We start from the raw sequence: 19,309 nt of genomic DNA, 5'->3' as shown, positions 1-19,309 counted from the left end.
CTGTGGATACACTTTGTTTGTTACAGGCTATATACAATAAAATAGGCTTCAAAACAAAAAAGCAGCCACCGGCTGCTTTAATATCTATTTACGTGCGTTTATTTATACCGAGAACGAAGTACCGCAACCACAGGTGCTGGCCGCGTTCGGGTTATTAAAGGTAAAGCCACGAGCATTCAATCCGTCCTGAAAATCAATTTGCATGCCGGCAAGGTACAGGCCGTGTGCCTTATGCATAAATACTTTTATGCCATCAATATAAAATTCCTGGTCGCCGTCTTTCTTTTGGTCAAAGCCTAAAACGTAGTTCATGCCCGAGCAGCCGCCGCCTTCAACGCCTACGCGTAAACCAAAATCGTCACCAATTTCCTGCTGATCTTTTAACTTTAACAATTCTTTTACGGCTCCCGGTGCAAAGCTTACCGGTGCGGTTTCAACAGCTATACTCATGTTATTTTAAAATGTTAATATACAAATATAATGTAAAATCCACATTTTTGTTCGCGCTGTTAAGTTTATGACGGCTGCTTAACATTTGCCTGTTTATGAATTTGTACCCCTTGCTTATTGATGTTATAAAAACCACCCTTGCCGGTATCGGTATAGTATGGGTAGCCTTTTATTTACTGAAACCTTATTTCGACAGGTTTGAGCGTATCCTTATCGCGTCAAAAGCAAAACCGGCGGCTGATCCACTGATCATGTTAAAGCTGCAGGCGTATGAGCGGGTAATACTGTTTATTGACCGTATTAACCCGGCTAATATGTTTGTGAGGCTGGGCGCGGCTAACTTTCAGGCCGATGAACTGCACCATTTGGTGATTGCCGAAATACGTAATGAGTTTCAGCACAATGTTACCCAGCAGATATATGTAAGCGAGCAAGCCTGGAACATTATGCAGCAGTTGAAGGGCGATACCCTTAATATAGTTAACGAAGCCAAACGGGTACAGCCGGCAGATGCCCGCGGGGTTGACCTGGCCAAAACCATATTGCACCAGCTAAGCATGATGCAGCCCGACCCCTATGCCGCTACCGCCGCCATTATCAAAGCCGATATCCAGGGGTTGATCAAATAGTCTTACTAAATAAAGGCAGTTATTTTTGGCTGTGGTATTAACGGCGATAGCCGCGTCATGTCGTTTTTTCAAATACCTCGATTGTGTATCAGCAGGTTAATAAAAAGATTAAATTAATCCGCTGTTTTCCGAAAACAAATCTGTGTTGCAGCCGTAATAAGTTCACCAAAACGGGCGATTTACCGGTTGGGTGCGGTTAATAAATTGGTTAAAAATTTAACTTTTAGCTAAAAAGTGAATTTGTTAATATCGTAAGGCTTTTAATGTGGATAATTATGAAATTCTCAACATTTTGAAGCTAAAATTCAAAAAAGAGTAATTTTTAAAAAGGTAAAATTTAATTTTTTAATCGGCTTTTTTTTTCAATATTCGATGTTCCGTACCAACCCTATAGGTTATTTTGTTCGGGGGTTGTAAATCAACAAATTACTGAAATTCTATATATGGAAAAAACTTGTACAAGCGTTTGGAATAGCTGTCTTCAGATCATTAAGGACAATATACCTGCCCAAAGTTTCAAAACTTGGTTTGAACCAATTAAAGCTTTGCGCATGGAAGGCAGTGTTCTGACAATACAGGTGCCCAGCTTATTTTTTTACGAGTGGCTTGAAGAGCATTACGTAGGCTTATTGCGTAAAACAATTAAAAAACAATTAGGCGATGACGGCCGTTTAGAATACAATATTGTAGTAGAACAATCGTCGTCAAGTAAACCGTATACCACCAACATGCCGTCAAACGGTAATGGTGCCGAGGCTAAAAACCAGTCGATGCCTATTCCTATCTCTATAAACAAGGACATTAAAAACCCTTTTGTTATACCGGGATTGAAAAAATTGAACGTTGACCCGCAGCTTAACCGTAATTACACCTTTGATAGTTTTGTTGAAGGTGATTGTAACCGCCTTGCACGCTCGGCCGGTTATGCGGTTGCCGCTAAACCGGGAGGCACCTCATTTAATCCGCTGATGCTTTACGGCGGCGTAGGTTTGGGCAAAACCCACCTGGCGCAGGCCATAGGTAACGAGATCAAAAATACCTTGCCGGATAAATTAGTGCTGTATGTATCGTGCGAGAAGTTTACCCAGCAGTTTGTTGACGCGCTGAAGCATAATAATATTAATGACTTTGTGAATTTTTACCAGGCCATTGATGTATTGATCATGGATGATGTGCACAACTTTGCCGGTAAAGAAAAAACGCAGGACTTCTTCTTCCACATCTTTAACCATCTGCATCAATCAGGTAAGCAGCTCATCATTACATCAGATAAAGCACCTAAGGATCTTGCCGGTTTAGAGGAGCGTTTGCTATCGCGTTTCAAGTGGGGCCTTTCTGCCGATTTACAGGTGCCTGACCTGGAAACCCGTATGGCCATCCTTAAAACCAAGATTTATCAGGACGGTATTGATATATCAAATGATGTGCTGGAGTATGTAGCCCATAATATTGATAACAACGTACGTGAGCTGGAAGGCGCTATGGTATCACTGCTGGCGCAATCAACCCTTAACCGTAAGGAGATCGACCTCAACCTGGCCAAGCAAATGCTCAAAAACTTTGTTAAGAACTCATCAAAAGAAATTTCGATGGAGTATATACAAAGCCTGGTTTGCGAGTATTTTGAAGTGCCTATCGAAATGGTTAAATCACAAACCCGTAAGCGCGAAATTGTACAGGCCCGCCAAATATCCATGTACCTGGCAAAGGCACACACTAAAAGTTCATTAAAATCTATCGGCCACTTTTTTGGCGGCCGCGATCACTCAACCGTAATCTACGCCTGCCAAACCGTTGAAGACCTTATCGACACCGACAAAAAATTTAAAGGCTACGTTGCCGACATCCAGAAGAAACTTAAAATGAGCTAACCCTCGTTTCAGCAATATTAAATGGCCGTATGTAAAACATGCGGCCATTTTTTTTGCCTAATAAATTGGTTAATAAAATGATATATTTACAAAAACCTTTATCTATGTCAATTAAACCAATTGTAGCCTGCCTTGTAGCATTATCTCTTTTTTTGTTTTCAATACCGGTTGAGGCGCAGGTATCAAAACCATTCACTTATACTTACACCAATAATTTTAGCGGCACATTTAATGGTAGCGAAACGCTGGTATATCATTTTACGCCGCTCAGTAAAAATGCCGACGGAAGTAAGGTATACGATTGCCGGCTCATTGGCATGAAAAAGCGGGATGCCGATAGTAAGCGCTTTAATATAAATACCGATAAAATAAGGGAAACCGATTTTAGTAATTCAGGCGTGGTTGAAAAATTGGCGCTGCTAAATACGCCGTTTAAGGTAACAGTAGATAAAAAGGGCGTTGTAGAGGATATTAAAAGTACTGAAGAAATTGCTAAAGCAGCCAAGAACAAATGGGTATTAAAGGAAAGTATCTATAACCAATTTGTAGATAATTATAAGGCTTTGAAGAACGATATACAAATGTTGTTTTTAAAGTTGCCTGATAAAAAAATAAGTTATGGATCGGAATGGATTATAGGAGATAATCGGTACAAAGTAGTGGCTATAAAAGGCGCTTTGCTGGATATTGTGGTATCGCCGGTTAATACACAGCAACATAAAAGATATAGTCACCAACTTGTATATAACGATGTTACCGGATTGATACAAAAGTCGACGGAAAGTTATTTGTATATCGATTCAAACGCACGGCCAATATATAAAAATGATGGCGATCGTACCTGTCAAATAACCTACAATACTAAAATTCCGGCCTTAGATACCGCCTGGATAAATATGGCTGTAAGACTTAGCTACTGGAGCGAGGCTTTAAAGAAAGGCACAAAAAATGATTCGGCAAAAACGTTCGCCTTTTTTAAGCAGTATGATCCTTTATTCAAGAATGACGCCTATTACCAAAATGGTAAACTAAGCAGTGTACAAGGGCTGGAGTTAAAAAGTCGCTATGATCTTTATGACAATTTGCTCGGCCAAACGCCCAATTATCTGATTGACCCGATGGGTGTTCATTTTTTTAATAAACTGGGAAACTCTTTAACGCAATCACTGGATTCAACTTATGATATCATCAAATATTTTCATGTCAATCCATCATTTGGTGGTTGGATACAACAATCATTAGCGCAAAGTTATCTGGATGATTTCTCGGAAGAAGATTTCAGAAAAGCCATGCGCGAGCGTAAGGTAAGTGATGCCGAGACCGAAAAGATGGTTTCTGATCATAAAAGGAAAGCATTAAATGCCCTGCAACTAATCGAGATGATGAACGCCTCTAAGCTTGCCGGCGTTAGCCAAAAAAGCAAGGGGTTATATATTTGGGTTATGGCGAAAGCCAAACCAGCCGATAAAAAGCAGTTATTAAATGCTGCTCGAACGCTTGAAAATATAGATGATGCCACCAGTAAAGCAACCAATAGCGGCAGGTATGCCATGCTTGTTTATAACATGTTATATGCGGCAGATGAAAAAGAAGCAGCCAAGACTTTGCTGAATAAAACTATCGTCAGGCTTGAAAAATATACTGCCGATACGCTTAATAGCGAAAGGTATGCACATCAAAATCTGCTTGCACACGCTTACTATTTAAAATACACCGCTGCAAAACCTATCGACTCAGTTAAGGCTTTGCAATACCTGGCAAAGGCAGCACAGTACTCGCCAAAGAGTAATAAGGAGAAGGCTTATGCCAGTTTTTACGACCGGGTGTTTCTTAAATCGCAGGAGAGTTACCGCGAAGAGTTTATTGACCGCTTATTTAAAACCGGCGATGAGCAGCAAGCGCTGGCTATATTTGCCGAGCACGTGAATGTGAACCCCGAGCGGTTGGATGAAATGGAGAAGATATATTCAGCCAAATATCCGGATAAGGCGTTTAAAACATTTTTCGCCAATAACGTGGTAAGCTCCTGGCAGCAGGCGCCTGATTTTGTATTGAAGGATATTGAAGGCAAAGAGCATAAACTAAACACCTATCGCGACAAATGGCTGGTGCTTGATTTTTGGGGAACCTGGTGTGGTCCGTGTCGCGAAGAGATGCCGAGAGTTAATAAATTTAATGATGATATTAATAAGGGTGAGTATGCCGGTGTCAACTTTTTAAGCATTGCCTGTAACGACACGCAGGATAAAGTGAAAGCTTATTTGGCTGAGAATAAATTCACCATTCCGGTATTAATGTCAGATAACGCGGTAGAGAAAATCTACAAGATACGTGGCTATCCATCAAAAATTCTGATATCGCCGGATGGCAAAATGATCAACATTAATTTCGGGCAGGACTGGCTTGCTATTTTAAAGAAGTTTAACCAACTTTATGCAGCAAACTAAATATGCGTAGAATTTTAATGTTGTGCCTGTTTATAGTTTTGGCCGGGCAGGCCTTTAGCCAGCAAGCCGAAACAGAAGCGGTAAAGAAAACCATTAATACCTTGTTCGCTGCCATGAAAAAGGGCGACAGTACTTTACTGCGTACGGTTTTTCATAAGGATATGGTATTGCAAACAGTAGCCAATAAAAAGGATGGCAGCAAAGTGCTGATGACAGAAAAGCCTATAGATTTTTTGAAAGCTGTAGGCACACCGCATACCGATGTTTGGGATGAGCGCATCACCTTTGGCGATATCAAGATTGATGATAACCTGGCCAGCGTATGGACACCCTACAAGTTTTATGTGAGTGATAAGTTCAGCCACTGCGGCGTTAACTTTTTTCAGTTGATGAAAACCACCGACGGCTGGAAGGTGATCTACATTGTTGATACCCGCCGCAAGGATAATTGCCCGGAATAGTTACTTCAACTCTCCGAGTTTCGTTAACGCGTAAAACAGGGCGGTACAGTGCAGAGCCTGGGTTATTTTGCCATCCGCCAATAGCTGTTTAACTTCAGCTAGGGTATGTTCGGTAACCACAAGTTCTTCATGCTCGTCCAGGTGTTGCTCCTGTATTTTTTTACCGCCGCGGGCCAGGTAACAAAATGTTTTATTGTTGGATGTAGCCGGATTGGGGTAGGTGGTGGTCAACAGTTCAATATCATCAAACTGATAACCGGTTTCTTCCAGCAGTTCGCGGCGCATACCTTGTATGGGTTCTTCGCCCTCATCAATTACACCACCCGGTATCTCCAGTGATATTACATTGGCGGCATGGCGGTACTGTGTTACCAAAAGCACCTTATTATCTTCAGTAATGGCTACGGCATTCGCCCAGTTCGGGTACTCCAATACATAATACTGTTCAACAACACGCCCGTCGGGCATTTCGCATTTATCGCTGCGCAGGGTCGCCCAGGGGCCTTTATGCAGATAGGTTGATTCGAGAACTTTCCAGTTAAGATCCATAGTTAGTAGTAAAATACCGGTAGATGGTATTCCGTTTATCTAAGTTTTCAAATGATTCATAGTGATGGTCTGTTTCCAGTGCATCAAATATGATCATCACTTTTTTGAGTAGTAAAGCGGTTTCTTCATCCGCCTCAAAGGGTTCGGCATACATGTACAGAAGTTGGCTCAGCGCGTTCAATTTCTCGGTACTGTAACCGGCATGTGCTATGTAGTTTTTAAAGTCAGCTTCGGTTAGTGCTAACAGCCGTTCTGCTTCAATGTTGTATTCATTAAGCAAGGCATCGTCAAAAACGCTGTTATATTGATGGATTTTTCCTTCGGCTTTCAGTCCCAAAAGCCGCGCTAACAATAAGGCGAACTTCCGGGCTTCATCTAATATATAATCGCGCTGTTGCATATATTGATACTTACCAGCTACCGCTGCTGCCGCCGCCGCCAAAGCTGCCGCCGCCAAAACCACCAAAACCGCCTCCGCCACCGGAGCTGCCACCGCCGGAAAAGCCACCCCAGCCGCCACCGCTGCTGCGGCCACCGCCGCCAAGCATGTTGCCCGCTAAAAACCACCAGAACGGGCTGGCACTGCCGCGGCCGCCAATAATACGGCCCCCGCCACCACCGCCGCCGCGCCTGCTGATAATAATAATTACTATCACAATAACAATAAAAGCGATTGGAAAGGCGGATGAACCGTTGCTTTTACCTTGCTTTTTAGGCTTGGCCTCAGCTTTATATTCGCCTTTGGTGTATTTAATGATCTGATCGACACCGGCATTCAGGCCGCCGTAAAAATCGCCGTCACGAAAGCGTGGGTTTATATCGTTCTCGCGTATTTGACGGGTAACCGCATCAGGCAAGGCACCTTCAACACCGTAGCCGGTTTGTATGGTAAGCTTACGGTCATCCTTGGCAACTAATATTAAAACCCCGTTATTTTTATCTTTTTGGCCAATACCCCAGGCACGGCCAAGCTTTATGGCATATTCGCCGATATCATAATCGCCCACCGAGCGCATCATCACTACGGCTACTTGTGTCGAGCTCGAATCATTAAACGCGACCAGCTTGTCCTCAAGCCGCTGTTTATCTTCAGCACTCAGTGTGTTGGTGTAGTCGGTAACCAGCGTGTTTGATTTTTGCGGAATCTCCTGCCCAAAACTTAACAGTGCGGTAAGGCTTAAACAAATTAGTACTATATATTTTTTAAACATGGTAGTAGTTTAATCGCCGTCCATTTGGGCAATGTCATTAGGCAGTTCATTGTGGTCATTATCCATCGCCGGGAAGTATTTTTTAAGCTGCTGCCCGGCCATATTTACCCCGGTTATAATACCCTCGGCAAGGTTACCGTATTTAAATTCGGCCAGCATACTTTCTTTAGTGGTATCCCAAAAATCAGCAGGAACAACACGGTTTATACCGGCATCGCCAATAACGGCAAACTTACGGTCAACCGTCGCCAGGTAAATAAGCACACCGTTACGCAGCTTGGTTTTATCCATATTTAACTGGTAAAAGTATTTGGCGGCACGGTCAAGTACGTCCTCGCTGCATTTTTTTTCAATGCAGATGCGTATCTCACCCGAGGTTGACCGCTCGGCCCCCTCAATGGCTTTTTGTATGCGCTCCTGTTCCTCGTCGTTAAATAAATTCATGCGGATAGTTATCGAATTAATGAATTATTGAAGGATTGATTTAATTATCAATGTACGTTAATCAATCCCTCAAAGTCAATGAAGTCACTTAAATCAGCGAAATCAAACCAAATTAAAATTCAACTTTGGGCGCTTTGTCGGCACCGGCTTCGGCAGTAAAGTAGCCTTTTTGGCTAAAGCCGAACATTTTGGCGGTAAGGTTAGCCGGGAAAGCCCGGATCTTGCTGTTATAATCCTGCACGGCCTGGTTAAAATCTAAGCGGGCAACGTTAATACGGTTCTCGGTACCTTCAAGCTGAACCTGCAGGTCTTTAAAGTTTTCGTTCGCTTTCAGGTCCGGATAGTTTTCGGTTACTGAAAGTAATCGGCCTAAAGCGGCACTTAGTTCGCCTTGTGCGGCCTGGTATGCTTTTATAGATTCGGGAGTAAGTTTAGTTGGATCAACCTGTACCGATGTTGCTTTGGCACGTGCCTCGGTAACCGCGGTAAGCGTACCTTTTTCAAAGTTGGCCGCGCCTTTTACGGTATTTACCAGGTTAGGTATCAAATCAGCACGGCGCTGGTACTGGCTTTGTACCGCACCCCACTTGCCTTTAACATTTTCATCAAGCTTAACCATGCTGTTGTAGCTGCATGAACTTAATGACATGGCCGCCACGATAACCAATATTACAGAGAATAGCTTTTTCATTGTGTAGTTTTTGTTGTGAATTTACAAATAAGATAGCAAACAGCATACCGATGTTACAAAAAGCGCTTTTAATGACAGATTGGCAAAAAGTGACCTTTTACTGCCGTGAATTTTATTGAGATTGCATAATTTCTATTACATTAGCAAAACATTAGGACAATTACGATTTAAATGAAAAAACGATTTATCATCTTGCTGATGCTGGCCTCTTTTGGCGCGTTCGCACAAAAAAAAGATGCTTCATTAGTACAATATGTTAAACCCATAATAGGTACCCAGCGTATGGGCCATACTTATCCGGGTGCAACGGTGCCTTTCGGCATGGTTCAGCTAAGCCCTGAAACGGATACCGCGAGCTATGAGCTAAACGGAAAATATAATCCCGATGTTTATAAATACTGCGCAGGCTATCAGTATGATGATAAAACCATTGTAGGCTTTAGTCACACCCACTTTAGCGGTACCGGCCACTCCGATCTGGGAGATTTTTTAATTATGCCTACCGTTGGCCAGCTAAAACTAAACCCGGGTACGGCCGATAAACCGGGCAGCGGTTACCGCTCAGCCTTTTCGCACCAAAATGAAACCGCAGAGGCCAACTACTATAAGGTAAAGCTGGATGCCAGTAACATTACCGCCGAGATGACCACCAGCACACGTGTGGGCTTTCATCAATATACTTTCCCTAAGTCTGACCAATCGCACATCATCCTTGATTTGATGGCAGGTATATACAATTATCCTGATAAGCCGGTATGGACATATGTTAAGGTGATTAACGATAGCCTGATTGTAGGTTACCGCCAAACCAATGGCTGGGCACGTACCCGCACCTTGTACTTTGCCATGGCTTTTTCAAAACCATTTAAGCAACACGGCTTTAAAAAGTACGATCAGCGCCAGGTTTATGGCGGTTTCTGGGGTAAGTTCAACCAAAGCAAAAACTTCCCGGAGATAGCCGGAAAGCAAATTCGTGCGTATTTTGACTTTGATACCCAGGAGGGAGAAAAGATCAAGATCAAATTCGCCTTATCGCCGGTGAGCATGGATGGCGCTTTAAACAACATGAAGGCCGAAGTACCGGGCTGGGATTTTGATCAGGTGAAGAAGGATGGCCAGAAACAATGGGAGGATGAATTACACCGCATTACCATTGAGGGCGATCTGACCACCAAGCAAAATTTTTATACCTCGATGTACCATACCATGATCAACCCGACTATTTATATGGACGCGGATGGCCAGTACAAAGGCCTGGATCAGAATGTGCATAAGGCCGAGGGATTTACCAACTACACCACCTTTTCGTTATGGGATACTTACCGTGCGCTGCACCCGCTGTTCAACATTATTCACCCGGAACGTAATGCCGACATGGTGAAATCAATGATGGCGCATTTTGAGCAGAGCCCGGAGCACATGCTGCCGGTGTGGTCAAACTCAGCAAACGAGAACTGGTGTATGAGCGGCTATCATTCCGTATCGGTAATTGCTGATGCCGTGGTAAAAGGTAACGCGCCGTTTGATGCTAACAAGGCATTGGATGCCTGCGTAACTACCGCCCGTAAACGCGATTACGAAGGCATAGGCGAATATATCGATAGGGGTTACATCCCTAACGAGCGTTCGGGCATCTCTGTTTCATCAACCGTGGAGTATGCTTATGATGACTGGGCGATAGCGCAGATGGCGAAAAAGTTAGGCCGTAACGATATTTACGAGGAATTTATCAAACGCTCACAAAACTATAAGAATGTTTACGATGCCAGTATCGGCTTTATGCGCCCGAAGAATATTGATGGTACCTTCCGCAAGGAGTTTGACCCGCTGAGTACGCATAATGCCGGTTTTATTGAGGGCAACTCATGGAACTATAGCCTTTTTGCTCCGCAGGACCCGGAAGGTTTGATTAAATTGATGGGCGGCGAAACCCGTTTTGTGCGTTACCTCGACTCATTGTTTACCATGCATCTGCCTGATAAATACTTTGCCGAAACCGAGGATATTACCCGCGACGGTATCATCGGTAATTATGTGCACGGTAATGAGCCATCGCACCACGTAGCTTACCTGTATAACTGGACAAGCAAGCCATGGAAAACGCAGGAGCGTGTACGTATGATATTGCCGCTGATGTACAAACCAACGCCTGATGGTTTAGGTGGTAATGATGATACCGGCCAGATGAGCGCCTGGTATATATTTACTACATTAGGTTTTTACCCGGTTGCGCCGGGCAGCGATCAGTTCTCTATCGGTAGCCCGGCAGTGAATGGCGCTGAAGTGAAAGTGGGCAAAGGCAAAACATTTAAGATCAACGTAAAAAACCAGGGGCCTAAAAATGTTTATGTGCAAAAGATGGAATTAAACGGCAAGCCTTATAACAGTTTGTCGCTCTCAAATGCTGACATTATGAATGGTGGCAACCTCACCTTTTACATGAGCAGCAAACACAAGTAGATAGCAGATACCGGAGGTTTGTGATTATCCTTCGTTTATTAACAGTTTGAACAGCATTTCCCGGCGGAAATTATCCTGCAAGGCAATGCTGTTCTGCTTTTGTCATACGGGTAATCCTGTCCTTCAGTATGGTGCGGGCGCGGTGCAGGGTGGTGCGTGATAGCAGTTCACTCATGCCAAGTGTATTGCCGATCTCCTGGTGCGAGTAACCTTCAATAGCGTACATGTTAAATACCGAGCGGTAATTGGCAGGCAATTCCTGTATCATGTTCATCAACTCGGCAGTTTCCAGGCGGTTGCTGCTGTATGATCCACCTATCTGGCAATTAATGTCGGTCGAAAAATCATCAACCAAAACCATCGGCTTTAATTTACGGTAGCGAGATATGGCCGCGTGTACCATTATGCGGCGAATCCATCCTTCAAGACTGCCTTCGCCACGAAAGTTGTGCATGTTTTTAAACAGCTTGATAAAGCCTTCTTGTAAAATATCCTGTGCCTCATCTTTATCATGTGCATAGCGCAAGCATACGGCAAGCATTTTAGGGGCAATTAATTTATAAAGTAGCTCTTGTTCGCGACGGTTGTTGTTCAGGCATCCATCCCATATCTGGTTTAAGCGATTTTCGGCGGTTTTCATTGTTATCTATTTGATGCCGATATGCCAAATTGGGTGCCTTTGTTTTAATGTTCTGATAATCAGTAAATTGTATTTATAAGGTGCTTGTTCACTGTACGATAACGAACGTTCAATGTTCCCCACCGTACGCTTTTTACTGCCGAATAATTAACTTTGTACCATCCAGGATAAAAACCCGGCGGTATAATGGTAAAAGAAACTGAAATTGTATGCCCTCCCGGGCAACATGAGGATGAAACAGTTATAAAGGAGTTGGCATCCGCATCCCTTAAAATTCCTGTTAAAAAGATAAACGGCGTAAAAATCGTTAAGCGCTCTATTGATGCACGCGGCAGACGAGTGGTTTACCGCATGCAGGTGCAGGTGTTTATTGATGAACCTTACAAAACTGATCATTATACCATTCAATACCCTGATGTAAGTAACGCCAAGCCGGTTATCATTGTAGGCGCCGGGCCCGCGGGATTGTTTGCCGCCCTGCAATGTATCGAGTTGGGTTTAAAGCCGATCATCATTGAGCGTGGTAAGGATGTAAAGCAACGCCGGCGCGATCTGGCCAATATCAACAAACAGGGTTTGGTAAACACCGAATCAAACTATTGCTTTGGCGAGGGCGGGGCAGGTACCTATTCGGATGGGAAGCTATACACCCGCAGTACCAAGCGGGGTAATGTTAACCAGGTACTTAAAGTCTTTGTGGCACACGGTGCCGATGAAGATATTTTAGTGGATGCCCGGCCGCATATTGGTACCAACAAGCTGCCCCAGATCATCACCGCCATGCGCGAAACCATATTGAATTCCGGTGGCGAAGTGCATTTCAACAAAAAAGTAACGTCGTTATTAGTATCATTCGATAAAATTCAAGGTGTTGAACTGGAAAGCGGTGAGAAGATAGAAGCGGGTGCTGTTATATTAGCCACAGGCCACTCGGCGCGTGATGTTTTTGAGATGCTGCACCGCCAGAATATATTGATAGAAGCCAAGCCTTTCGCGCTGGGTGTACGCATTGAGCATCCGCAGGAAATTATAGACCGTGCGCAATACCACTGCGATAGTCGCGGGCCTTACTTGCCGCCATCCTATTATAGTTTGGTGGAGCAGGTAGATAGCCGCGGTGTGTTTTCCTTTTGTATGTGTCCGGGCGGTATTATCGCGCCATGCTCAACCGATGTGGATGAGATTGTGGTTAACGGCTGGAGCCCTTCAAAACGCAATAACCCGTATGCCAACTCAGGCACGGTAGTGCAAATAAATCTTGAAGATGTGCAGGGCCGCGATGCCGATCCTTTTAAAATGCTGCGCTTTCAGCAACAGGTGGAGCAGGCGGCATTCCGTGCGGGTGGTGGTAAGCTGGTAGCCCCGGCACAGCGCATGGTCGATTTTTTTGAGGGGCGATTGTCTGTCGATCTGCCGCAGAACTCCTACCTGCCCGGTACTAAAAGCGTGCAACTGAATGAAGTTTTACCCGGCTGGATCAGCGAGCGGCTACGTAAAGCAATGCCCGTATTCGGCAAAAAAATGAAGGGCTATTATACTAATGAGGCTATTTTGGTAGGAGTTGAGTCGCGCACGTCATCGCCGGTAAAGATACCCCGGGATAAGGAAACCTTGCAGCACCCGCAAATAGCCGGGTTATATCCATGCGGAGAGGGAGCCGGTTACGCGGGCGGCATTATCTCGGCAGCCATTGATGGTATTAATTGTGCAATAGCGGCAGCGAAAAATATTTAACAGCAACAACCTATTTGCCTGTCAGCGGTTTAATGATTATGACGATTGCTGAAAAACTTTCACAGGAACTTGAAAAAGTGTTAAGCGGTGATGCCTGGTACGGGCCACCGGTTTATGAAACTATCAACAAAGTTGTGTTTGAAGTAGCCTACGAACGCCCCGACAACGGCGCGCACTCCATTGCCGAAATTGTGCTGCACATGCTGGGCTGGACGTTAGAAGTAACGAAACGTATGCAGGGCGGCAAGGCGGGTATGCCCCAGGGTGGCGACTGGCCCAATGCCGGCGCGCCCGATGAGGAGCATTGGAAAGCCATGGTGAATGATTTGAAGCTGGCCAATGTAAACCTTATCGGCCTGATACAAAACTTTCCGGAATTGAAATGGGGAGAGGCCACTAATGATGACCGTAATGAGCCGGGCTTAGGCGCGGGAGTTAATTATGAACAATTGATAAACGGGTTGATACAGCACCATGTATACCATGCCGGGCAGATCGGCATTCTGAACAGGATCTTAGGCGGTGCTATTTAATACTCGCCCAACTCCCGGCAATTTACCCCTGCCGAGTGCAACAGGTTTTCAATATACTGCGGCGAGATATCGTTTGATACTATACGCAGTATATTATCGCAATCATCCAGATCAAAGTTCCACTCTGTAATAGCAGGCAAAGTGGTTAGCAGGTTTTGTACCCTGCTAACCTGCCCTTCGCTGGTAACGTTTGTTGCAAATACAAGCACTTCCATAATATTATAGGGTCAAATAAAATTAAACTATAGGTGCGTCACCCGGTTGCGGAGTTTTTTCGGTGTTAAAGCGCTCGTCAAACTTACTATCTCGCCTGCCAAACGGTCGCTTGCCCCAGCCGCACATGCGGTTTTCCAGTTCGGTACGGAATTTTTCGCGTTCTTCGGGGCTCATGTCCTTGCAGCGCTCCATCATGTGGCGGCGCGCCCAGGGTGCTTTGCCTGGCCCGCCCTTGCCGCCAATGCCAAAAAGTATCTTGCATAAAATAAATATGCCCATGGCCTGCCAAAAGTTAATAGTAGTAACATGCAGAATATCGGGTAGCAGGTGGTTCCATAACAGCATCACCACTAAACTCACTGCTGAAAGGCAGGCGGCAATTGCAAGCGGCACAAATACAAAGCGGCCCTTATAAAAAAAATGTTTCATTGTTGTATGTCTTTAATATTGTGTTATCTCTTTATATAATTGGTACAGGCGTTTGCGCAGGTGCAGCACCGCATACCGCTTGCGCGATACCAGGGTTTGTTCCTTTTCGCCTGTCATTTCAGCTATCTGTGCAAAGGGTATGGCATCCAGTTCGTGCCAGGTAAATACCTGCCGCTGTTCTTCGGGCAGCTCATTAAGCGCTATAAAAAGCTCATCCCAAAAAAGGCCGCGTATATATTCACTCTCAGGCGTGCGGCTTTCGGTAAGTAAAAGGTCTTTAAAATAACCCATGTCGTCGGCATCATCGTTATTGTCCGGTGCCAGGTCATCCAGCAGGGTTTCTGATTTTTTTTTATGCTTATCGATGATCTTGTTACGGGCAACCTTATATAACCAGGCACCGGTTTGCTCAATAGGCTCGGCATTAACCACCGCGCTAAGCTGGTACCAAACATCCTGCAGTATGTCTTCAGCATCAGCCTCGCTTTTTACCCGTTTACGAATAAAGCCAAACAGCTTGCTGCCATACGACGCCATAGTTTGTATGATGCTGTTCTGTTTTTCGTGGGGCATTATGCTTGTAGCCAGTGTATCCATTATATAGTGGTGAAGACGAGCGCGCCCTCAAAACATTTTAAACTTTTTTAATTTTTATTTAGATGCCCGGCACCGGCTATTGTAACAAAGCATCAAACAGAAACAATATAGCTACAATAGCCGTTATTTAATATTATGGCACATAAGAAAACATTGATATTAGGCGCGACACCGGATAGCGGGCGTTACGCTTACCTGGCCGCCAACAGGTTGGTAAGCCACGGGCACAGTATAGTAAACGTAGGGTTAAAAAAGGGAGAGGTAGCAGGTGTAGCTATTGAGAAGCCGGAGCAGATCCATCATGATATTGATACCATTACTTTATATGTAGGTACCAATAATCTGCCGCCGTTGTATGATTATATTTTAGAAACCCATCCACAGCGTATCATCTTTAATCCTGGTACTGAAAATGGGGAGCTTCGCCGTAAGGCGGAGGCGCAAGGAATTGAAACCATTTACGCCTGTACGCTGGTGATGTTATCAACCGGACAGTATTAATTAATAAGTTATGCAGATCCATCTACCTGCATAACTTTTGATAATATGATTAATAGTATACAATACCACTATAAAATTGCCTGCCATTGTAAGTAAATCGTACGGTAACGCCTAACCCTCCCCCCATAGGTCCATAAGTATCATCCCATGTTCCTGAAAAAGTTGTTATCTGTACTGAATCTGCCATGGTGGCATTATCAGTAGCCCATAATTGAGTTATTTGGTTGCCTGAAGACGGGTTTCCATAAGCATGATATTCCTGGCCATTTAATGTAAAATAACCCAGATCTAAAACATCAGCTGTATGTGCAACACTGCTGGTATTAGTTGTTTTTTGATTGATTGGAAGAGTAAATGAATAAAGCAGGGCCATTAGTACAATGCCGCCAAGCGAGAGTAATTTTTTCATTGTAATAAAATTTAAGTTAATAATGAATGACTACCTGCTTGTACGTTAGTTACTTATAAATGTTGCATAAAAGTTAAATGATTTATTGAGTTTTTAATTCATCCATCAGTAATTCCGCAACACAATCAACAGTTTGGTGAATGATAGCTTCAGCGTCACCTTTAAATACGCGGCAGTGAGGTATGTGCTTACCTTTACATATAATATGTACAAACACAGTTCCCACCGGTTTATCTTCGGTTTCGCTGCCGCCGGGAGTAGTGAGGCCGGTAACACCTACATGTATATCCGCCTTAATAAGGTTTCTTAGTTTCTCCGTAATTTCCTTCGTTACTTCTGCTGATTCGGGGGTGTGTTTTTCAATGATCTCATGAGGTACTTTTAATAGATACTCTTTTATCGAAGCATCATAACAAACAATACCACCTTTAAGTATCGCGCCCGAATCAGGAGCCAAAGCAAACTCCGAGCATAGCCAGCCAGCGGTTGCACTCTCTGCAAAAGCGATGGTCAGGCCTTTTTCGGCAAGTAGTCTTCCGCACTCAGTAATATTTGGTTCAGCCATATACAATATAATTACCTTACTTTCCTGTTTCGCTATGTGGGGCATCAACCGGTTTTGATTCCGGCGAGCCTTTCTGACGTAAAAATATAGTGAGTATAACTATTGATGCTACTGATAAAAATTCGCTTTGCCAGTTTTGGAAGGTTTCAAACCAAAAAAGCGGCTCCGTAACAAACTGCCCTAAACTCTCCGTTGGTAGCCCTTTTAATAACTGTTGGTCATTATTATCCTGCCAGCTACCATATAAATGCAGGCCCCAACTAATAAAAAACAAAACAAAAAATGTAATGGAAAGCGAATTGCTGTAAAGTTTGAGAATCAAACCACCCTTTTTTACCGGACCGGGAGCATCAGGGCCGGGAACGGGTTCGCGGTCAACATCTTCTGGCTCGTCAAGTTTTTTTGATTCGGCCGACCCTTGCTGGCGCAGGCCTACGGTTAGTACAATATAAAGCGCCATCTGCAAAAACTCACTTTGAAAGTTCTCAAACGTTGCCGAGATAAAATGGCCCGATTGCAAGTATTCAGCAAAAGTATCCGGCTTCCCGCCTTCTTCTATAGTTTCCTTGTTGTTTTCTTTCCAGCCAGTAAAGGCCTGCGCAATCAGCGTAAATACAAAAAGAGATACAAATACGATGCTTAAACTATTTCGATAAAAAAAGCTGTGCTTTTTCATTGGTTAACGGTTATGTAGGTGGATAACCGTTAAACTGCCGGAAATGTTTAATAATGATTTCTTTTTAAGAAATCATTATACTTTTAATTTAATTAGGTAATGTGGCTAAAATGCGCAGCTCTTTTGGGTAGTAATTGTTTACCCTGTTAGGCAACAATTTAGCCCAGCCAAGCGCCAGGCCATCATAGGTCATCAGGCTCCAGCCTTTGTCAGGCGTATTCATACTTAAATTATCCTTACGTAAATAGGCAATGGCCTCATCATAATTAAGCGGGGTTTGTAGCACGGCATCCCGGTTAATTATATTGCTGAGCGCGAGTTCATGGTCGGGCACCAGGTCACGCCCGGCTATCTTACCTATACGTACCCCTGACTTTTTAATGTACAGGTTTTTGTGCAGTACATTCAGGCTTTCATGGTGATGCCTGTCAATCGCCAGCCAATCATCGGCAACCTTAAAATAATAATAGTTGTCTGCATCATTAATATACCGCTTAACCAGTTCCATTTCATTAGCGGGCAGTTTTTGCTGTCCATTATTTTTGTATGATGATAGTTGCCCGCTGTCGGTAGTTTTTTTAAGGCAGGCAGCAAATAACCCCTCGCCCAATACTTTACCCGGATAAAAGCGGTAGCCATAAGCACCATGTTTGGCAGATTGGCTTACGGTAATGTTCCAGTGGGTGTTAAGCGGTATGTTCACGCTCTCCATGGCAAATTCAGTGCATAGCCAATCGAGCACATCCTCATTTTCCTGGTGCGAGTACGAGCAGGTGGAATAGATCAGGTAACCATCTTCCTTTAACGCGGGGTATACATCAGCCAGTATACGCTGCTGCCGCTGGTGGCAAAGCTCAACATTGGCCTCACTCCATTCATTCATCGCGGCAGCGTCCTTACGGAACATGCCCGATCCTGAACAGGGTGCATCAACCAGTATAATATCAAAAAAACCTTTAAGTCGGCTAAAATCGCGCGGATCATTATTAGTAACAATGCTGTTGGCCGTACCCCAGCGGGTAAGGTTATCACTTAATACTGGCACACGCGTTTTAATACTTTCGTTAGCCACCAAAAGGTCGGTATTATTAAGCAGTGAATTGAGCAGCGTGCTTTTTCCGCCGGGCGCGGCACACAGGTCAAGCACTTTTATGGGTTCTCCGTCAGGCTTTATATAATTAAATATATGACCGATGAACATGGACGATGCCTCCTGCACATAATAAGCCCCGGCATGAAACAGTGGATCAAACGTAAAAGAAGGCCTTTTATCAAGATAAAAACCCTCATTGCACCACGGCACTTGCGGGCCTTTATTTATGTTTGACGGTTTAAACGGGTTTAATCTGATAGATACCGGCGTGTTATTTTGATGCGCTTCAACAAAACTTTGCTCATCAAAACCAGGCTCTGTTATTAATGAGGCGATAAAATTTGCCGGAAAATCAACGTTTGTCATATAGAAACAAAGATACAAAACAATCATTTAACCTACAGGATGCATGATTTGGCCTGTTTTACGATGCGCTATTTGTTTGTTATCAGTATGTTATGTAATTGTTTTAAAAATGTGAAAATAATTTTGGTTGATAGTTGTTTTTGTGCCTACATTTGTGACCGCTTTGGAAGCAAGGCGGACAGTTATTTGAAACATTAGGCCATCAAAATTATCTCGAAAAAAAAGTAGAAATACTTTTTTGAAAAGTAACAAAAAGATGTACCTTTGCGACCCGCAACGGCGGGGCTTTCCGGTCTGAAAAGACGGGGGAGTTGAGTTGAAAGGTTTGGAGATAGGG

Annotated in this window: 22 protein-coding genes; 8 read left to right on the top strand and 14 right to left on the bottom strand. The window is 43.9% G+C overall.

What is annotated here, in order from left to right:
• Positions 1-102 precede the first annotated feature (102 nt).
• Positions 103-450 carry a HesB/IscA family protein gene (locus tag AC3WJC_RS15070; RefSeq protein WP_492399949.1) on the bottom strand — a complete coding sequence of 116 codons (348 nt, stop codon included), beginning with the start codon at positions 448-450 and terminating at the stop codon, positions 103-105.
• Positions 451-545: 95 nt separating this feature from the next.
• Between AC3WJC_RS15070 and AC3WJC_RS15065 the strand changes: the two genes are divergently transcribed.
• The 4 genes from AC3WJC_RS15065 (at position 546) to AC3WJC_RS15050 (ending at position 5,858) form a co-directional block, all read left to right on the top strand.
• Positions 546-1,079 (top strand): DUF7935 family protein, encoded by a 534-nt coding sequence (locus AC3WJC_RS15065; protein WP_492399948.1) that lies wholly within the window; start codon positions 546-548, stop codon positions 1,077-1,079.
• Positions 1,080-1,522: 443 nt separating this feature from the next.
• Positions 1,523-2,950, top strand: coding sequence for a chromosomal replication initiator protein DnaA (dnaA, locus tag AC3WJC_RS15060; protein ID WP_492399947.1), 1,428 nt, complete (start codon positions 1,523-1,525; stop codon positions 2,948-2,950).
• Between the two features lie 104 nt (positions 2,951-3,054).
• Positions 3,055-5,397, top strand: coding sequence for a DUF6263 family protein (locus tag AC3WJC_RS15055; RefSeq protein WP_492399946.1), 2,343 nt, complete (start codon positions 3,055-3,057; stop codon positions 5,395-5,397).
• Positions 5,398-5,399: 2 nt separating this feature from the next.
• Entirely contained in the window at positions 5,400-5,858 is a 459-nt protein-coding gene (locus tag AC3WJC_RS15050) for a nuclear transport factor 2 family protein (protein WP_492399945.1), read from the top strand.
• On the opposite strand, the gene AC3WJC_RS15045 is transcribed toward AC3WJC_RS15050, so the two are convergent.
• The 5 genes from AC3WJC_RS15045 to AC3WJC_RS15025 form a co-directional block, all read right to left on the bottom strand.
• Entirely contained in the window at positions 5,859-6,407 is a 549-nt protein-coding gene (locus tag AC3WJC_RS15045) for an NUDIX hydrolase (protein ID WP_492399944.1), read from the bottom strand.
• Entirely contained in the window at positions 6,397-6,807 is a 411-nt protein-coding gene (locus AC3WJC_RS15040) for a hypothetical protein (RefSeq protein ID WP_492399943.1), read from the bottom strand. Before AC3WJC_RS15040 ends, AC3WJC_RS15045 begins: the two co-directional genes overlap by 11 nt.
• A gap of 10 nt (positions 6,808-6,817) precedes the next feature.
• A complete protein-coding gene (locus tag AC3WJC_RS15035) occupies positions 6,818-7,618 on the bottom strand; it encodes a TPM domain-containing protein (protein WP_492399942.1) in 801 nt (266 codons plus the stop codon).
• A 9-nt stretch (positions 7,619-7,627) separates the two neighbouring features.
• Positions 7,628-8,062, bottom strand: a complete 435-nt coding sequence (locus AC3WJC_RS15030; RefSeq protein ID WP_492399941.1) for a TPM domain-containing protein — start codon at positions 8,060-8,062, stop codon at positions 7,628-7,630.
• A 112-nt stretch (positions 8,063-8,174) separates the two neighbouring features.
• Complete coding sequence (locus AC3WJC_RS15025) at positions 8,175-8,753, bottom strand: LemA family protein (RefSeq protein ID WP_492399940.1); 579 nt, start codon at positions 8,751-8,753, stop codon at positions 8,175-8,177.
• 171 nt (positions 8,754-8,924) lie between these two features.
• Here AC3WJC_RS15025 and AC3WJC_RS15020 point away from each other — a divergent pair, with 171 nt between their 5' ends.
• Complete coding sequence (locus AC3WJC_RS15020) at positions 8,925-11,213, top strand: GH92 family glycosyl hydrolase (RefSeq protein ID WP_492399939.1); 2,289 nt, start codon at positions 8,925-8,927, stop codon at positions 11,211-11,213.
• 70 nt (positions 11,214-11,283) lie between these two features.
• On the opposite strand, the gene AC3WJC_RS15015 is transcribed toward AC3WJC_RS15020, so the two are convergent.
• A complete protein-coding gene (locus AC3WJC_RS15015; protein ID WP_492399938.1) occupies positions 11,284-11,853 on the bottom strand; it encodes an RNA polymerase sigma factor in 570 nt (189 codons plus the stop codon).
• A gap of 186 nt (positions 11,854-12,039) precedes the next feature.
• Between AC3WJC_RS15015 and AC3WJC_RS15010 the strand changes: the two genes are divergently transcribed.
• A complete protein-coding gene (locus tag AC3WJC_RS15010; RefSeq protein ID WP_492399937.1) occupies positions 12,040-13,587 on the top strand; it encodes an NAD(P)/FAD-dependent oxidoreductase in 1,548 nt (515 codons plus the stop codon).
• 38 nt (positions 13,588-13,625) lie between these two features.
• The gene (locus AC3WJC_RS15005; RefSeq protein WP_492399936.1) at positions 13,626-14,120 is read left to right on the top strand and encodes a DinB family protein; all 495 of its coding nucleotides are present in this window, start codon (positions 13,626-13,628) and stop codon (positions 14,118-14,120) included.
• Here the strand turns inward: AC3WJC_RS15005 and AC3WJC_RS15000 are convergent.
• The 3 genes from AC3WJC_RS15000 to AC3WJC_RS14990 are packed head-to-tail and all read right to left on the bottom strand — an operon-like array spanning position 14,117 to position 15,338.
• Positions 14,117-14,335 carry a hypothetical protein gene (locus AC3WJC_RS15000; RefSeq protein ID WP_492399935.1) on the bottom strand — a complete coding sequence of 73 codons (219 nt, stop codon included), beginning with the start codon at positions 14,333-14,335 and terminating at the stop codon, positions 14,117-14,119. The two genes, AC3WJC_RS15005 and AC3WJC_RS15000, sit on opposite strands and share 4 nt — an antisense overlap.
• 22 nt (positions 14,336-14,357) lie before the next feature.
• A complete protein-coding gene (locus tag AC3WJC_RS14995; protein ID WP_492399934.1) occupies positions 14,358-14,765 on the bottom strand; it encodes a hypothetical protein in 408 nt (135 codons plus the stop codon).
• 12 nt (positions 14,766-14,777) lie between these two features.
• Positions 14,778-15,338, bottom strand: a complete 561-nt coding sequence (locus tag AC3WJC_RS14990) for an RNA polymerase sigma factor (protein WP_492399933.1) — start codon at positions 15,336-15,338, stop codon at positions 14,778-14,780.
• A 159-nt stretch (positions 15,339-15,497) separates the two neighbouring features.
• Between AC3WJC_RS14990 and AC3WJC_RS14985 the strand changes: the two genes are divergently transcribed.
• On the top strand, positions 15,498-15,863 hold the full coding sequence (locus AC3WJC_RS14985; protein WP_492399932.1) for a CoA-binding protein: 366 nt from the start codon (positions 15,498-15,500) through the stop codon (positions 15,861-15,863).
• A 49-nt stretch (positions 15,864-15,912) separates the two neighbouring features.
• Here the strand turns inward: AC3WJC_RS14985 and AC3WJC_RS14980 are convergent, their stop codons facing one another.
• From AC3WJC_RS14980 to AC3WJC_RS14965, 4 genes are all read right to left on the bottom strand, one after another.
• Positions 15,913-16,272, bottom strand: coding sequence for a hypothetical protein (locus tag AC3WJC_RS14980; protein WP_492399931.1), 360 nt, complete (start codon positions 16,270-16,272; stop codon positions 15,913-15,915).
• A gap of 82 nt (positions 16,273-16,354) precedes the next feature.
• Positions 16,355-16,837, bottom strand: a complete 483-nt coding sequence (locus AC3WJC_RS14975; protein ID WP_492399930.1) for a CinA family protein — start codon at positions 16,835-16,837, stop codon at positions 16,355-16,357.
• 16 nt (positions 16,838-16,853) lie between these two features.
• Positions 16,854-17,513 carry a DUF6766 family protein gene (locus AC3WJC_RS14970; protein WP_492399929.1) on the bottom strand — a complete coding sequence of 220 codons (660 nt, stop codon included), beginning with the start codon at positions 17,511-17,513 and terminating at the stop codon, positions 16,854-16,856.
• Between the two features lie 88 nt (positions 17,514-17,601).
• Positions 17,602-18,972, bottom strand: coding sequence for a methyltransferase RsmF C-terminal domain-like protein (locus AC3WJC_RS14965; RefSeq protein ID WP_492399928.1), 1,371 nt, complete (start codon positions 18,970-18,972; stop codon positions 17,602-17,604).
• Positions 18,973-19,309: the final 337 nt, after the last annotated feature.

Source organism: Mucilaginibacter sp. FW306-07-L, from assembly GCF_058782065.1.
Note: the sequence above shows the minus strand (reverse complement) of the source record. Positions and strands in the feature narration are given on the sequence as shown.

Coding starts and splice junctions, on each gene's coding strand:
- AC3WJC_RS15020 (WP_492399939.1), top strand. CDS start 8,925: ATGAAAAAACGATTTATCATCTTGCTGATGCTGGCCTCTTTTGGCGCG.
- AC3WJC_RS15000 (WP_492399935.1), bottom strand. CDS start 14,335: ATGGAAGTGCTTGTATTTGCAACAAACGTTACCAGCGAAGGGCAGGTT.
- AC3WJC_RS15035 (WP_492399942.1), bottom strand. CDS start 7,618: ATGTTTAAAAAATATATAGTACTAATTTGTTTAAGCCTTACCGCACTG.
- AC3WJC_RS14980 (WP_492399931.1), bottom strand. CDS start 16,272: ATGAAAAAATTACTCTCGCTTGGCGGCATTGTACTAATGGCCCTGCTT.
- AC3WJC_RS15025 (WP_492399940.1), bottom strand. CDS start 8,753: ATGAAAAAGCTATTCTCTGTAATATTGGTTATCGTGGCGGCCATGTCA.
- AC3WJC_RS14975 (WP_492399930.1), bottom strand. CDS start 16,837: ATGGCTGAACCAAATATTACTGAGTGCGGAAGACTACTTGCCGAAAAA.
- dnaA (WP_492399947.1), top strand. CDS start 1,523: ATGGAAAAAACTTGTACAAGCGTTTGGAATAGCTGTCTTCAGATCATT.
- AC3WJC_RS14965 (WP_492399928.1), bottom strand. CDS start 18,972: ATGACAAACGTTGATTTTCCGGCAAATTTTATCGCCTCATTAATAACA.
- AC3WJC_RS14985 (WP_492399932.1), top strand. CDS start 15,498: ATGGCACATAAGAAAACATTGATATTAGGCGCGACACCGGATAGCGGG.
- AC3WJC_RS15050 (WP_492399945.1), top strand. CDS start 5,400: ATGCGTAGAATTTTAATGTTGTGCCTGTTTATAGTTTTGGCCGGGCAG.
- AC3WJC_RS15070 (WP_492399949.1), bottom strand. CDS start 450: ATGAGTATAGCTGTTGAAACCGCACCGGTAAGCTTTGCACCGGGAGCC.
- AC3WJC_RS15045 (WP_492399944.1), bottom strand. CDS start 6,407: ATGGATCTTAACTGGAAAGTTCTCGAATCAACCTATCTGCATAAAGGC.
- AC3WJC_RS15065 (WP_492399948.1), top strand. CDS start 546: ATGAATTTGTACCCCTTGCTTATTGATGTTATAAAAACCACCCTTGCC.
- AC3WJC_RS14970 (WP_492399929.1), bottom strand. CDS start 17,513: ATGAAAAAGCACAGCTTTTTTTATCGAAATAGTTTAAGCATCGTATTT.
- AC3WJC_RS15040 (WP_492399943.1), bottom strand. CDS start 6,807: ATGCAACAGCGCGATTATATATTAGATGAAGCCCGGAAGTTCGCCTTA.
- AC3WJC_RS14995 (WP_492399934.1), bottom strand. CDS start 14,765: ATGAAACATTTTTTTTATAAGGGCCGCTTTGTATTTGTGCCGCTTGCA.
- AC3WJC_RS14990 (WP_492399933.1), bottom strand. CDS start 15,338: ATGCCCCACGAAAAACAGAACAGCATCATACAAACTATGGCGTCGTAT.
- AC3WJC_RS15055 (WP_492399946.1), top strand. CDS start 3,055: ATGTCAATTAAACCAATTGTAGCCTGCCTTGTAGCATTATCTCTTTTT.
- AC3WJC_RS15015 (WP_492399938.1), bottom strand. CDS start 11,853: ATGAAAACCGCCGAAAATCGCTTAAACCAGATATGGGATGGATGCCTG.
- AC3WJC_RS15010 (WP_492399937.1), top strand. CDS start 12,040: ATGGTAAAAGAAACTGAAATTGTATGCCCTCCCGGGCAACATGAGGAT.
- AC3WJC_RS15030 (WP_492399941.1), bottom strand. CDS start 8,062: ATGAATTTATTTAACGACGAGGAACAGGAGCGCATACAAAAAGCCATT.
- AC3WJC_RS15005 (WP_492399936.1), top strand. CDS start 13,626: ATGACGATTGCTGAAAAACTTTCACAGGAACTTGAAAAAGTGTTAAGC.